The sequence below is a fragment of the Paenibacillus gorillae genome, from assembly GCF_000513275.1.
In the GTDB taxonomy this organism is placed as follows: Bacteria; Bacillota; Bacilli; order Paenibacillales; family Paenibacillaceae; genus Pristimantibacillus; species Pristimantibacillus gorillae.
In genome coordinates, this window is the sequence record NZ_CBVJ010000114.1 from 44,482 (window position 1) to 58,952 (window position 14,471).

At 47.2% G+C, this 14,471-nt stretch carries 13 protein-coding genes and 1 pseudogene; 1 reads left to right on the forward strand and 13 read right to left on the reverse strand.

What is annotated here, in order from left to right; genetic code table 11:
• Positions 1 to 24: 24 nt before the first annotated feature.
• The 7 genes and pseudogenes from TY10_RS21925 to TY10_RS21955 all read right to left on the reverse strand — a co-directional run bounded on the left by TY10_RS21925 (position 25) and on the right by TY10_RS21955 (position 6,530).
• Complete coding sequence (locus TY10_RS21925; RefSeq protein ID WP_042168277.1) at positions 25 to 843, reverse strand: ABC transporter permease; 819 nt, start codon at positions 841 to 843, stop codon at positions 25 to 27.
• The gene (locus TY10_RS21930; RefSeq protein ID WP_042168280.1) at positions 840 to 1,688 is read right to left on the reverse strand and encodes an ABC transporter permease; all 849 of its coding nucleotides are present in this window, start codon (positions 1,686 to 1,688) and stop codon (positions 840 to 842) included. The genes TY10_RS21925 and TY10_RS21930 overlap by 4 nt, the downstream gene beginning before the upstream one ends.
• A 62-nt stretch (positions 1,689 to 1,750) precedes the next feature.
• Positions 1,751 to 2,750: pseudogene (locus tag TY10_RS21935) on the reverse strand (aliphatic sulfonate ABC transporter substrate-binding protein).
• 25 nt (positions 2,751 to 2,775) lie between these two features.
• On the reverse strand, positions 2,776 to 3,558 hold the full coding sequence (locus TY10_RS21940) for an ABC transporter ATP-binding protein (protein WP_042168283.1): 783 nt from the start codon (positions 3,556 to 3,558) through the stop codon (positions 2,776 to 2,778).
• 236 nt (positions 3,559 to 3,794) lie between these two features.
• Positions 3,795 to 4,409 carry a TetR/AcrR family transcriptional regulator gene (locus tag TY10_RS21945; RefSeq protein ID WP_042168286.1) on the reverse strand — a complete coding sequence of 205 codons (615 nt, stop codon included), beginning with the start codon at positions 4,407 to 4,409 and terminating at the stop codon, positions 3,795 to 3,797.
• 168 nt (positions 4,410 to 4,577) lie between these two features.
• Positions 4,578 to 5,483, reverse strand: a complete 906-nt coding sequence (locus tag TY10_RS21950; RefSeq protein ID WP_042168289.1) for an NAD(P)/FAD-dependent oxidoreductase — start codon at positions 5,481 to 5,483, stop codon at positions 4,578 to 4,580.
• A 207-nt stretch (positions 5,484 to 5,690) separates the two neighbouring features.
• Positions 5,691 to 6,530, reverse strand: coding sequence for a phosphotransferase family protein (locus TY10_RS21955; protein ID WP_042168292.1), 840 nt, complete (start codon positions 6,528 to 6,530; stop codon positions 5,691 to 5,693).
• A 179-nt stretch (positions 6,531 to 6,709) separates the two neighbouring features.
• On the opposite strand from TY10_RS21955, the gene TY10_RS21960 reads away from it, so the two are divergent.
• Positions 6,710 to 7,735, forward strand: coding sequence for an acyltransferase family protein (locus tag TY10_RS21960; RefSeq protein ID WP_042168295.1), 1,026 nt, complete (start codon positions 6,710 to 6,712; stop codon positions 7,733 to 7,735).
• A gap of 170 nt (positions 7,736 to 7,905) precedes the next feature.
• On the opposite strand, the gene TY10_RS21965 is transcribed toward TY10_RS21960, so the two are convergent.
• The 6 genes from TY10_RS21965 to TY10_RS31790 form a co-directional block, all read right to left on the reverse strand.
• Complete coding sequence (locus TY10_RS21965) at positions 7,906 to 8,253, reverse strand: RidA family protein (RefSeq protein WP_042168297.1); 348 nt, start codon at positions 8,251 to 8,253, stop codon at positions 7,906 to 7,908.
• A 177-nt stretch (positions 8,254 to 8,430) separates the two neighbouring features.
• A complete protein-coding gene (locus TY10_RS21970) occupies positions 8,431 to 9,276 on the reverse strand; it encodes a carbohydrate ABC transporter permease (protein WP_052350703.1) in 846 nt (281 codons plus the stop codon).
• A 51-nt stretch (positions 9,277 to 9,327) separates the two neighbouring features.
• Positions 9,328 to 10,221 (reverse strand): carbohydrate ABC transporter permease, encoded by an 894-nt coding sequence (locus TY10_RS21975; protein ID WP_081735422.1) that lies wholly within the window; start codon positions 10,219 to 10,221, stop codon positions 9,328 to 9,330.
• Between the two features lie 156 nt (positions 10,222 to 10,377).
• A complete protein-coding gene (locus TY10_RS21980) occupies positions 10,378 to 11,712 on the reverse strand; it encodes an extracellular solute-binding protein (RefSeq protein ID WP_042168302.1) in 1,335 nt (444 codons plus the stop codon).
• A 1,665-nt stretch (positions 11,713 to 13,377) separates the two neighbouring features.
• Entirely contained in the window at positions 13,378 to 13,620 is a 243-nt protein-coding gene (locus TY10_RS31785) for a hypothetical protein (RefSeq protein ID WP_238327881.1), read from the reverse strand.
• A gap of 122 nt (positions 13,621 to 13,742) precedes the next feature.
• Entirely contained in the window at positions 13,743 to 14,414 is a 672-nt protein-coding gene (locus tag TY10_RS31790) for a PIN domain-containing protein (protein ID WP_238327883.1), read from the reverse strand.
• Positions 14,415 to 14,471 lie beyond the last annotated feature (57 nt).

Sequence of the window (14,471 nt, forward strand, 5' to 3'; positions counted from 1 at the left end):
AAGTCCCTCCCGCTTTGGTGTTCGTCACCCTTTGAACGTATCGCGCCAGCGAAGCCATCGCTTCTCCAGCAGCCGGACACCCGAATCAGACAGCTTGCCAATCAGGGCAAAAATAATGATGCCGACAAATACGACATCGGTTCGCATATAAGCTCTTGCATCCTGGATCATATAGCCGACTCCAGCGCTCGCACCCATCATCTCGGCTACGACAAGCACCAGCCAGGAAATACCGAGCGACAGCCGGATGCCGAGCAGAATATTCGGCAGCGCGGACGGAATGATCAGCTTCCCAATGAGCTGCAGCCGCGAATATTGAAACATCCGTGCGACCTGGAACAGCTTCACATCCACGTTGCGGATGCCGAGAAACGTATTCATATATACAGGAAAAAAAGCACCCAGCGAAATCATTAATATTTTCGAAAACTCGCCAACGCCAAACCACAATATAAATAGCGGAATAAGCGACAGCAGCGGAATCGTCCACAGCATTTGCAGCGAAGGATCGAGCGTTTTTTCAGCCAGCTTGTTAAGTCCCGTCACCAGGCCAAGCAGCAGCCCTGTTCCCGCTCCTATCAAGAAGCCCATCATCGCCCGATAAACGCTAATGCTCAAGTGCTTATAAAGCTCCCCGCTTGCAATCAAATCTGCAAATTGCTTCACAATCGCCGTCGGCGCCGGCAGCATCGTTGCCGGTATAAGCTCCAGCCTGCTAACCGCCTCCCAAATCATTAAGATCGCTATCGGAAGCAGCCAAGCGTGAAGCGGCTTTGGGATACTCCGCAGCCAGCCTTCTTGGGAGTGTTGCGTCCTCTTCTCATCCAACACTTGCCCGCTCATAACGTCTCGTCTCCTTTGTAGCTGTCCTGCCACCGCAACAAGCGGCGCTCCAGCAGCTTCACCAGCGAGTCGGTTAGCTTGCCTACTACGGCAAATACGATAATACCGACAAAGACAACGGCGGTAAGAGAGAATGATCTGGCATCATTAATCAGAAATCCGATACCGGAGCTGGAGCCCATCATTTCCGCAACGACGAGAACGAGCCACGCAACGCCAACCGACAACCGCATGCCAAGCAAAATGTTAGGCATGGCGGCGGGAATGATCAGCTTCGTGATCATATGCCATTTGCTGAACTGGAGCACCCGTCCCACATCGAACAGCTTGCCGTCTACCGAGCGAATGCCAAGAAACGTATTCACGTAAAACGGGGGGTAAAAAATGTGCCTTTTTGCGATCAGCAATATTTTCGACGTCTCCCCAAAACCAAACCATAAAATGAACAGCGGCGCGATAGCGAGATGCGGCAGCGTCCGCAGCATTTGCAACGTCGGATCGAGCAGACGCTCCGTCTTATAGGAGAAGCCGACCCAAACGCCGGCCGCCAGTCCCAGTCCTCCGCCAAGCAAGAAGCCAAGCAGAGCCCGCCATGCCGAGATACCCAGATGACGCGCGAGCTCCCCGGAAGCCGTTAAGCTGACGAATTCCTCTAAAATTTTACTGGGAGTCGGCAATAAAATCGGATTGAGCTTCCCCATCGCGCCTGCGGCCTCCCAGATGATTAGGATCGCAATGGGCAGCGCAGCCGCCAGCAAAATATTGTTTAGCTGTATCTGATTCCGTCTGCGCCGCTTGCTGCCCGCCTTTCCCTTCACGAGCGGCGTTGCTGCCGTCTTCTCCATAAGTACCGCCTCGTTTCCGTTCATTTCGTTATTAAATCAATCTTCGGCGCGGGCTTGCTGGCCTATTTCAAAGCTTCTTCCACGTACTGATTGTCGAACACGTCAGATACGTTAATTTTTTTGCGGATATTTCCGATCTCAAATTGGAAGTCTGCCGTTTTTTGCTGCTCAGCAATGATCGCATCGCTCACTGGTATGTTGATTATTTTGGAGCGGTCTTGTGTTCCTTTGATTACCTCAACCGGCACTTTACGTTCCGTCGCATAACGGTTCAAGGCCTCATCCAAATTCTGTTCTTCCCATAGACGGGCTTTCTCGAACACTTTCAAGTAAAGCGTCACGAGCTCCGGATATTTGTCGGCAAAATCCTTGCGCACGATCTGGAACGATGGCGACAATACGCCCAACTGCTCGCCATCTGTCAGAACCTTCGCTTTGCCCGTTAACGTATTAAGCGTGATGTACGGATCCCATGTTGCCCAATGCATCAACGGCGCCTGTCTCGAATGCCGGCTGCGCTTCATCCGGCTGAAGCTGAATGATCTGAACCTCGGAATCTTTAATCCCCGCTTCGGCCAATCCCCGGTACAGGAAGTTGTAGGCGTTGCTTCCTTTCGCCACAGCGATCTTCTTGCCTTTCAAATCTTCAACCGTCTTAAGCGTGCTGTTACTCGGAATAATGATTGCGACGTTGTTCTTGCCTTCCAGCAGCTGGGAGATGACTTTGAACGGAATATCCGCTGCCTGTGCCGCCACAATCGGCATATTGCCAAGGCCGGCAAAATCAAGATGGTTCGACGCTATCGCTTCCGTCATCGGAGGCCCGCTCTGAAACTCCGCCCATTCCACCTTAACGCCCAGCTTCCCGAACTCGTCCTCATACCACTTCGCCTCACGCGCTTTGCCGTTAAGGCCGCCGCTGCCCTGCACACCCAGCTTCACAGTAAGTCCTTCATATTTATTGCCGCCTTTGTTATCGCCGCCGCTTTTTTCCGTGTTGGCGCAGCCTGCGACAAACACCGCTACTAGTAGAATCGCTGCCCATATTTTAAAAGATTTCATCGTCCATCTCTCCCCCGCATTTGGTTTAAATACCTGCACCATGATCATGATCAACGGCAGGCTCTTCTACTTTCTCAAACTCGCTCAGCACTTTGCGCCGCAGCTCCTGAAACGACTGGCTTGCTCTTTTACGCGGAAAAGGAAGATCGATTGGCAGCACCGTACGAATATGTCCGGGCCGCGGATTCATAATGACCACCCGCTCAGCGAGAAACACCGCTTCGTCCAGATCATGCGTCACGAACAGCATCGTCGTCCGGTTCTTCTGCCAGATGTCGAGCAGCACCTCCTGCAGATGCGCCCGGGTAAAGGCATCCAGCGCCCCGAAGGGCTCATCAAGCAGCAGCACCTCCGGATTGCGAAGCAGCGCCCTTGCAATGGATACCCGCTGCGCCATCCCTCCCGACAGCTCACGCGGGTATGACTTCTCGAATCCCTTCAGCCGAACGAGGGCGACAAGCTCATCGACCTTGGCTCGAACCTTCGGATCTTTGAGCGATAAATTGCCGGCAATGTTCTTCTCCACGGTCAGCCATGGAAACAACCGCGGCTCTTGAAAAATAAAACCTTTCTCGATGCTCGGCCCTTCAATCGGCTTATCATTCAGCAGCACTGTTCCGCTGTAGTCGGAATCGAGTCCGGCCACGATCTTCAGCAGCGTGCTCTTCCCGCAGCCGCTAGGGCCAATCAGCGTTATAAACTCGCCTTTCTTCACCTTCAGTCCAATATTGCTCAGTGCAGCAACATCCCCGGCAGGGGATGAAAAAGTCCGGTTCAACCGTTCAATTACGAGCGTGTCGGCTGCCATCGAACCTCCTCCTCTCTATTTTCACAAAACTTACCTGATTACTTGGTTTTAGGTATAAAAAAAGAGATGCCACGGAAAATAGATGCCTGTATCGCTACAAGCTTTATTGCCGAGTCAATCTCCAGTTGTCTGGTCGATTTGACGATATTCAATTTCCCATCCGATCCGGTCACAAACTGAACCTCGGTTCGTTTTGTTAATCGTAATAATAGCAACAGCCCGAATCAATTGTCAAACTATTTTTTTCCGCTGCTGTCAGGCAAGCTGAATAACCGCACAATACTTGCGGTATGAATGCCTACCGGAATTTCATAGCCGGGAGCTAATTGCAGCGTTAAGCCTTGAATCAAACTGACAAAATAAAACGCAAGCTGCTTCGGATCACCTTCTATCAGAACGCCCGCTTCCTGCCCTTGCCGCATAATGTCCGCCATCGGCTCCAAATTAGCTGTAAATCTTCTTGTCGCAGCTTCTCTTAACTCGGGATTAACCGTCTCATTCGTTCGGATGCTTTGCAGCATGATCGTAAACGCCCAGTTCTCTGGCGTGGCAATCCAATTCTCGCAAATCTCATACAGCTTGTCCCTAGCGTCCAGCTTCAGCAGCGCATGCTCTGAGATTTTGCGGCCGTAATTAATCTGCCCCCGCTGCAGCACTGCGCTAAAAATAGCGTCCTTCGATTCGAAATAATTGTACACATTGCCGACGCTCAATCCCGCTTCCTTGGCAATATCCTTCACACTAGCGGAATCGATCCCCTGTTTGGCAATGACTTGCAGGGCGCAATCCAGAATGTGCTCCCGCCTTGTTTCCCGCAATAGCTGGTCCTTCTCCACATTTCTCGGCGACAATTGAATCCTCCTAAAAAGTTTTGCGAAGCAAAACTTACTTCGTAAGCATAAGCTTAGTTTTGCGAAGCAAAACTTGCCTCGTAAGCATAAGCTCAGTTTTGCGAAGCAAAACTTGCTTCATTTCGCGAATGTTGCCATTATACCGAAAGCTGTCCAAGACGGGAAGAATTAAAAATCAGCGTGCATCAATTCCGTATTCACGCCCATCGCTGCTCTGCTGCCCCCCGCAGCCGCTGCAATAAGCTGCGCCGGTATAATGACGGACGCATCGCCTGCGGCATACAAGCCATCGATATTCGTCCGGCCAAAGTCATCGGCTGCAATGCCGCCATGCTCGTTCAGCTCACAGCCCAGCATTTCGGCAAAAGGAAGCGTATGCGCCCATTCCGACGTTACGAAGCCTCCGCTCCGCTTCAGCTCAACGCCGTCCTCTAGAATAACGCCAGCCAGTTTCCCCTCATTGCCTGCCAGCCCTTTGATCCGCTGTTCATATACTTGTATCCCTTTCGACTGCAGCTTTTCCGCCTGATCAGCAGCCAAGCGCTCGCCGCCATTCATACAGATGACGATGTCCCGGCTCCATTGATACACCGTCATTCCCATATGAAAGGCGTGCTCCGCTGTATCCGTAATAATAACGAGCGGCTGATCCCTCAGCTCCCAGCCGTCGCAATACGGACAACTGAACAGCGAATGGCCATAATAGTCAGTAATTCCATGGATCTCCGGAAGCTGTTCCTTGAGTCCCGTTGCCAGAATGACGGTGCGAGCTTCATAACGCTCACCAGTTTCGGTCGTCACCACAAAACAAGCCTCGCCCTGTTTTTCAATGTCCGTCACCCTGACAGATGCAACCGTAATGGACGGGTACCTGCTCAGCTCTTGATGCGCCAATGCCCGAAACTCTGCGGGCTTCACGCCATCTCGTGTAATAAACCCATGTGATTCGCGAGTAACGGCATTTCTGGCTTTGTTTTCATCAAATAACAGAACTGTTCTCCGGGCTCTTCCCAATACCAGAGCTGCATTCAGTCCAGCTGGACCTCCTCCGATAATCGCACAATCCAATCGCATTTCAGCAAGCCTCCCTTTTGATGATAGACTTCAACTATTTTTAACAGAGCCAAATTCGATACCGCTTTTTACCCATTGCATCAGTATGGCTTCCTTTAACACCTTGCATTCATTTATGAAAGTAGCGCCCATTGCAAAAAGGCCAAAGCAGCCTTCGCAGACGTTTTGGCCATACTAGTAATATGATTGCTGGCGATAGTCTATTTTTTACAAATGCTGCCCCGTATTTCGCTCAGCTAAAAACTTATCAATAATAGATAAGAGCCATTGCTGCTCACCCGGAACGTTTTCTCTCAATCGCGCGGCTGCGACCGGAATGAACCATTTTTCAATCATCACCTGATCGACCTCCATAATGGAGCCGTAGTGCTCCAGATAGACGCCGTTCATTTGTTTTTTGAAAGCCATAATATGCTCTTGCGATCCGAAAGGAGATCCATCTGGAAGATAGGGACTAAGAAACATCAGGGACGTTCTAGCGATGTCACAATGCGGGGCTCCGGAAGAAGCATTCATCCAATCAATCGCTCTTAGGCCTTCAGCCGTCCGAATGATATTGTCCGGATGCAAATCGCCGTGGCACACATAACCGTTCAGAGACGCTGCCTCAAGCTCTCCCAACACTTCGACGAGTTCTTCCTCTCTACCCTGCAGTACGTCACGAGATTCCCTAATCTCCCGTTCCAGCCTCTCTGCTTGGCGCGGCAGGTCTGAATCTGAAGATGCCTTGCAGCGGTGAATAGCGGCGTGCAGCTCAGCCATTTCCCTCACAACTTGCTCTGCACCAGTCAGATCGGAAAGAAGCTCGTTTAATAAGGAATGACCGATTAGCCGCTCGTAAACAATTCCAGTACGCGCTTCAAGCTCCACTAGCTCATACGCAACCGGAGCAGGAACCCCCGCGTCAACGATGCTTCTAGCTATTTTCCATTCGTACCCCGCCCAATCAGATGGAATTCCCGCGAGATAGAGCTTCACAACAAGACCATTCTCCCATGCATAGACCTCAGCAGTCATTCCTTTCCCAAGCAGTTCCCCTAGACCCATAGATGCTCCCCTCCTTTACTACTACTCATTATTTTATTGATTTTTGGAATAAATAGCCATACAGATCGCTTTCAATCACAAGTCCTATAGATTTGAACGTATTCGCCTATGTTCGAGCTTTTTCGAATTGATTATCGTTAAGGGGAAGGGAAATTTTACAATTAGGATGGAGGGAATTTGTGAAGGAACGCAAAAAATGGATTGATGTCGCGCGCGGCCTCAGCATCATTCTCGTCGTGATGGGACATGCCGGCAACGATGTCATCAATCACTATCTGGGCTGGTTCCGCATGCCGCTGTTCTTTTTGGTGAGCGGACTGCTGTTCAAGGAGGTGCCTGCCGGAACCTATTGGCATTGGGCTTGGCGAAGAGTCCGGTTTTTCATGATTCCGTATTGCGCTTACGGCATCTGTATCGCGCTCCTTGTCGCCGTAAGGCTCAGGGACCCGATGTCGATTCCTCACGACTTGCTTCTATTGGCATATGGCGGAACGGTTTTGGGAGGATGGTACGGCGTCTTTTGGTTTATAACCTGCCTGCTCGTCGTCCATTTGCTCATGGGCTATTTATCCCGCTTCAGCCTCAAGACGGCGGCGATCGCCGTTGCAGTTTGCTACGCGGCTGCCCATGTAGTCAGCATGTCACCAATGGCGAAATGGGACATCCCTTGGAATGCGGACGTGGCGTTAATGGCTATCGTCTTCTTTTTCCTCGGTTATGCCGGCAAAACGATGCTGCCGGGCCTGCTGGAACGCGGCACCGCCTTTATTCCGTCACTGATGGTCTGGTTCATAGCGGCCGGACTGAATATTGGAGGGCTGTGGCAGCTCCGCATTGATATGAAAGCCAAGCTGTATAACCAGCCGGTGCTTGATTTCATCGTGCCTGTCGCCTGCGTCCTTGTCGTTCTGCAGCTCTGTTACTGGCTCTCGCGATACAAAGCGGCCAATGTGCTCGCTTTCCTCGGTACCGTCACCATTGCGATCATGTATCTGCATGTACCGATCAATATCGTATTGGAATACGGCTTGGGCTTAAAATACGGTACGCTTGTCTTTACCGCCGTCGGCGTCATCATCCCGCTAGGCATCGGTTGGCTCATGTCTCAGTCAGCGCTGTTAACCAAGCTCTTCCTGGAGCCAAGCGGCTTTGGCCGTCGCAAAGACAAGCCGGTTGCTCAACAGCAAGCTCCAGCTGGAGGTTAATCTCATCAGTTTCTTATTATCCTGTAAAGTTCACCGCATTTGGTGATAAATGCGTGGTATGGGCCCATCCTGTGATGAGGCCCTTTTTCATTCACTGAACGACAACGGTGCATGCCTTTCGTTACTCCGATGATTTTGCACGAGAGCAACCTTCAATCTCCAGAGAAATATTATGCGACAGCAATTACATCAACTTGAACATTGAAGCCAATATCACTTCTAATTATCGTCCTTGCCGGATACGGGGATTGAAAATATTGTACATAAATCTTTTCAAAAATTTGAGGGGTTATATACGCGAAGTTAAGAATGACTGTAACTTTAACCACATGACTTAAGTCTAATCCTGCTTCTCCAAGCATGTTTCGTACATTCTCAAGCGTCTGCCTGACTTGTTCTGCAACGGGACATTCCAAAGTGTCAGGACCCTGTCCAGCAACATAGACGGTATCGTTCACTCTAACTGCCTGTGAATAAGCTAATCCTAGCGGATTTTCCACACCGTAGTATTCCTTCAAATCATTTCACCCCTAATCTATTAGTGCCATCACCTCAACAATACCATAGATGAAGTGAAAAATTGATTCCTTTTTGCACATCCACACTCCATAATTCCTCTCGTATTCATGAGACAAAAAAGCACCATCATCCCCCAAAAAGAAGGTAATGACGACGCTTTTTTTAACCAATTCCACCTATTTCACCGCACCTGCCGTAACACCCTCAGCAATCTGGCGCTGGAACACCACATAGATGATGATGACCGGAATCATCGACAGCAGCAGCCCTGCGAACAGCGGCCCCCACTCCGTCCGATATTGCATCTCCGACTGCATAATCGCGATTCCCACCGGCAGCGTATATTGGCTTGGATCGTTGATGAAGACGGTACCCATAATGTACTCGTTCCAAATATTGAGTGCATTCATAATACCAACCGAGACTAGGCCAGACTTGGCCAGCGGAAGCATGACGGTGAAGTACGTTCGGCTGTAGCCCGCGCCATCAATGGATGCCGCTTCCTCCAGCTCCTTCGGCAGCGTCTTGAAGAAGCCAACGAGAACAAAAATACCAAAAGGCAATGCACTTGCCGTATACACGACGATAAGACCAAACAGCTTATTAATGAGATGAAGATCATTTAATAGGAAGAAAAGCGGGATAAGTCCGAGGATCATTGGAATCATCATTGCCGATAAGTAGAGATTGTACAGCGCACCGCTCCCCTTAAAGGCGAACCTGGCCAAAATGTAGGCCGATGTCGACGCCAGAAGCAATGATATTAATGTGCTGGCTCCCGTCACGATCGTCGAATTCAAGAAGTAGCTGCCGAATCCGTATGTTTCCCAGACATAAGTAAAGTTCGACCAAAGAAGCGGAAACTTCGGCAGCGCCCACGGCTTGCCCAGCATAAATTGCTGATTATCCTTAAGCGCCCCGAGCAGCGTCCAGATAAGCGGGTAAAGGACAGCCACCGTCCAGAGAACGAGTACGAGAACGGTGAGCATTTTATAAAATGGATGTTGTTTCGTTGCAGACACTTGATCACCCCTAAACGTTTTGCTCAGCAAAACCTGCTTCACAATGTAAAACTAAGCCAATTCAATCGTTTCCCTGCGGAGCAGACGCTGCAGCACAATCGTCGTAATGAACGACAGAATCAGAATGAGGACGCCGATTGCTGCGGCATAGCCCATATGATATTGACGGAAGCCCATCTGATAGAGATAGGAGCCCATAACCTGCGTTGCATTATCCGGTCCGCCCTCTGTCATAATCCAGACGATAATGAAGGAACCATTCAGTGTCGTCATGACAATATGCAGGATGCTGACCTTCATTTGCTCCCAGATGAGCGGAAGCGTCACACTCCAGAACTGCCTGCCTTGCGAAGCACCGTCGAGATCAGCCGCCTCGTACAGCTCTGATGGGATGCTGAGAATAGCTGCAATCAGCAAAATCATATAGAAGCCGATGCCCGCCCAGATCGATGGCCATAAGAGCGACCACATTGCTGTATTCTCCTGTCCCAGCCAGGCTGTCTGCACTTGTTCGCTCTTAAATAGAGAGAGGAATGAGTTAATAAAGCCCATGTTCGGATTATAGACGTAGCGCCACAGAACCCCAATGACGACCACGGAAATAATGTTCGGAATAAAGAAAATAACGCGATAAAATGACGAGCCTCTTATATTCAATCTCGTAATGGCAATCGCAAAAAGCGTCGCCAGAAGCAGAATGCCGATCACTTTGCCAACCACAAGAAAATAGTCATTTTTAATAGCCGTCCATATGATGGGGTCCTTCAACAGCTCGTGGAAATTATCGAGTCCGATGAAGTCCATATTTTTGGCACTGCCGGACCAGTCAAAGAATGAAATATAAATGCCGCGAAATATCGGATACAGCGTAAAGACGCAGAAGAAAACCAACGTCGGAATAATAAATGCGGCGATGAAAAACTTGCGTTTTGCCCGTTGCGACAAGACCGTCACCTTCCTTCAAGCCGGCCAGTCGGCCAACTGCTCTTGTACTTTTTAAAAACCAGAACCACCAGCAAGGATGGGACCGGGCAGCCCGGCTTCTCCTCGTTGGCGGTCTGGTTGGCGGTTGTTATTGCGTTAATATGATTAGCTAACGTGCTATTTTCTTGCTTTTGCTGCTGCGTCCTCTAGACGTTTCATCCATTCTTCCGGCTGGATTTTGCCTACCGTCAGAGCCAGCGTTGCGTCTTGCTTTGCTTTCTCAACGTCAGCGTTCAACACAGCTACAGGAGCAACTGTCGTTTTATCCGAGTTGAAGAACTTCATTGCATCCTTCACCACGTTGCCCGCCGAAGAGGAATCGAGATCTGCTTTGACGTTCATGATTGCACCTGTCAGCTCTGCCCAGCGGACAGCATGCTGCTTCGTAAAGACAAATTGCAGGAAGGCTTTTGCCGCATCCGGGTTTTTCGCATCTTTCGCGATTGCGATCGTATTCGTGTACGGAATAACGATGCTGTTCGCGCCTGCCGCTTGAGCGACCGAAGGAATGAAGCCGAAGTCAAAGCCGGCAGGAATGTCTTTCTTCATTTCATTTTCCAGCCAGAGTCCGTTAGGGATGAATGCGCCTTTATGCTGCAGCCATTGCGATTGCGAGTCTGTATGGTTGAGCGATACCGAGCCTTTGTCGATGAAGCCTTTGTCGCGCAGCTCGACAATTTGGTTCAGCGCTGTCTTCACAGCGTCCGAGGAGAAGCTGCCTGCTTCAAGCGCCGCTTGCTTCGTCAGAATCGAACCGTCGCCGCCATTTGCCGCCACCATAGCGGAATCGACCAGACCGCCGTTGATGTAGTAAGGGTATACGCCTGTGTGAATGAGCGGGCTGAGGCCAGCGCCTTTAATTTGCTCGCTTACAGCCACGAAGCTAGCCCAGTCGGTAGGAACCGCCCAGCCTTTTTCCTTGAAGAGCGCTTTGTCGTAGAAAATGCCCCATGATCCGAACACGAGCGGAAGCGTGAAGTTTTTGCCGCCTTCATACGCAGTCGGTTGAGAGATGAGAATGTCGCTCACTTTGTCGCCATCCGGGTTCGTTGCCGATGCAAGGAAGTCCGTCAGATCCAGAAGCTGTCCATCGTCGATCATTTGACGTTCATTGGAGCCTTTGCCATCGATGTATACGACATCCGGCGGATTGCCTTGAATCCAGCGCGGTTTCATTTGATCATTAATTTCAGGTCCAGCGGATTGCTTGATTTTTAGATCGGGATTTGCTTTCTGGAATTCTTCGATGACTTCCTTCCACCATGCGTCGCCATAGCCGCCGACAAAGTATTGAATCTCGAAATTGCCCTTCAATCCGGCTGGAGCAGCAGGCTCCTTCGTGCTGTTGTCGGCCGTCGCTTCCGGAGCATTCGTCGGCTTGCTGCCGTTAGTCCCGTTGTTCCCGCCTCCACAGGCGGTTGTCAAAGCGAGCAGCAAGACGGCACAAACCATGAGTCCATTTTTTCAACATGCGCAAGTCTCCCCTTTATCCTGTTTTCAAAAAATGTGATCGATTCCCGTAACGATGTCATGTCGTGTCGAATGGAGCACGCAAAAAAGGGCACGAGCGATATAAGCATAATGCTGCTTACATAACTCATGCCCTTGCGGTAACACGTCATGTTTTCTTACGTATTCGACTGAAACCAATCATATATCCGCTTTTAAAAACTTGTCAATACACAAAATAATAAATTGTAAGCGGTGTCTTTGTCGTATGTATACGCTTTACTTTAGTTAGTCAATTAATAATGTTAGATAATATAACGTTAAATATAGTTGTTATAAGATGTGTTGATATGCGACTGATGCTGGAGTTATTACTGGTTTATTGCTTGTTTTGAGCGATAAAATCACACTTTTGATCACTTCACTCAGCTAAGAGAATGAGCTAAAGTCTGAACGTAAACGTGAAGTTTGCTCCCTAGTAAGAATCATAAAAACCGGTTTAATCCGTCAGGTTAACTATTCGCCCCGCGGAATTGTCAGCTTTCCTGCTGCAAACTCTGCTCACCTGTCACCTGTCACCAATGTAACTCTTTTCGCTGTTAACTGACCATCTTTTTTATTCTTCTGCTTGTTCGATTGAATTCGGGGTCTACTCCCCACCAATAAGTGCAGCTATTGCTCTATGCAGAAATCGATTTCCACTGGAGTTCAGAGCTAGACCCTGAAACGCAAAAATGACACGGAAGAACAATTCCGTGCCTTTCAGAAGCATATCGCGTTGTTTACACAACTAAATAATGACGATGAGCAAGTTCTGAAATATTTGCTTCATCAGGTCATTTAAAAGTTAGAAGTTCATTAAGAAGGCTTTTTCAATATACATTACAATGTCACTCAAACTCAAGGAATGGATGAATTATTGCAAGGGGCTTAATCGGAAGCACCCTTACCATTTAAGTAACACTGTACACTCCACATGTGTTGAGTTGACGCTGAAAACAAATTACAGTGATAGCATTTACTCAATGAAGGGGCGGCTGACAACAGTCGCTCTTTTTTTACCCCCAGTGCCTTATAAACTATTGATAACACCTGAGTTGACGTTAAGTCTTATCATACCCGCCAGAAATTTTGGCGAATAACTTCTATACGCACACAGAAAGCCCCAACCTCTCGGCGTGGCGCAAGGTATCGAAATAATTGCTCAACGTTTTATTCGATTATGAGATAAATAAACTAGAAACTTCCCTACTAACAGCCAAGCACTTGAGAAAATCGAAAAAATATCAACAGAGACAAACTTTATGAATGCTCAGAAACCAAGCCATAGGGGTTATATGATAAAGTCATCAATGTATTATAATAAAGAACAGTGTTGTGTTGGGTGTGTGAAGAATAAAGAACTCGAATACAAAGTTGAGTATAAGACGGCTACGGTGTACTTATTTGAAAATGTCAAAGCATTTGACTATCTAATGCAAAAATGAAAATCCGCCAAAGTTTCCCGATATTTCTATTCGAGAAGTTACCGTTGCTCTACACGATATGGAATGAACGAATTTCCTTTTCATGATGCTTAGTTGTAAATCAAAATGAATTTTCTCCATAGTTTTGGGTTAAAAAAGCTTAAACGGCATTATTAATACTTTACTTACTATTTCACGCATTTTAATTAAATTCAATGTCCAATTCAACATAATCTATAAACTCTTTATTATCTAACAAATACGTAATATTACCCTGTATCAATATACTTATACTGCTCCCCTCTGAAATCATACCATCACCAGGATCTCCTCTGTCATATGAAGGATCAACTGTCTCAATACTAAAACTCACCTCTATTTCAATATCAAAAGATATTAAAATTGTATTCTCTTCAATATCTAGAGTGGTTTCATTCAAAGTCATTATGTAGTCATCAATGAAAGCATCAGTACCCCAGCCAGTAAAATAATCCCCCTCAAATTCTGAATTCAGTAGCACATCATCAATAGTATTTTGAAGGTAATCATTTCTCTCAAAATATAGTTTTAGTCATCTTCTAACAATTCTTTGTCGTACTCAAAATTGTCAGTAAAATAATCTTTTAAATTGTCTTCTTCACTTTCTAAGAATACTGATAATGAATTATAGTAATTTAAATCTTGTATATCATCAGCTAAATCCTCATGAATACTTATTAGATCTTTATTAGCAAAATCTTTATGATTGCTTGATATAAACGCTACATTATCTGGTTCATTAATATTGCAATATTCAACAATACTTTCCCATATAATAGCGTCTTGAAAAGAAATTTTATTCTCATCAAAAGGTTTTATATTATTAAAGTATTTATTAGAAATAGTTTCTGTAACATTTTCAGAAATAGGGTAATCAATTACCTTTATTGAATTTTCTTTAATTGTTCTATCTAAGAATTCTTTGTATTTTAAAGTTATTTTATCAGCTTTTAAACTCTCAAAATCAATAATCTCTGACGCCTCAAGTTTTAATAGATCACTTTTTGTACTCTTCACCTTTTTAACAAGCGGTCTAATTTCATCTCTGTATTTTTTTATTATTTCATTATAATTGAACTTTGTAATACAAAGATCTACTGGTTCGTGTCGAGTATATTTAAGTAACTTCTTCATATCCGAGGATTTGAAAAAGAAATCATTGAAAATTATATTTGTGTCTAAAAATATTAAATATGACATGAATGATCTCCTTTTTGAGTATAAATCTTTCTCAATGAATCACATAAAAAAATGAAA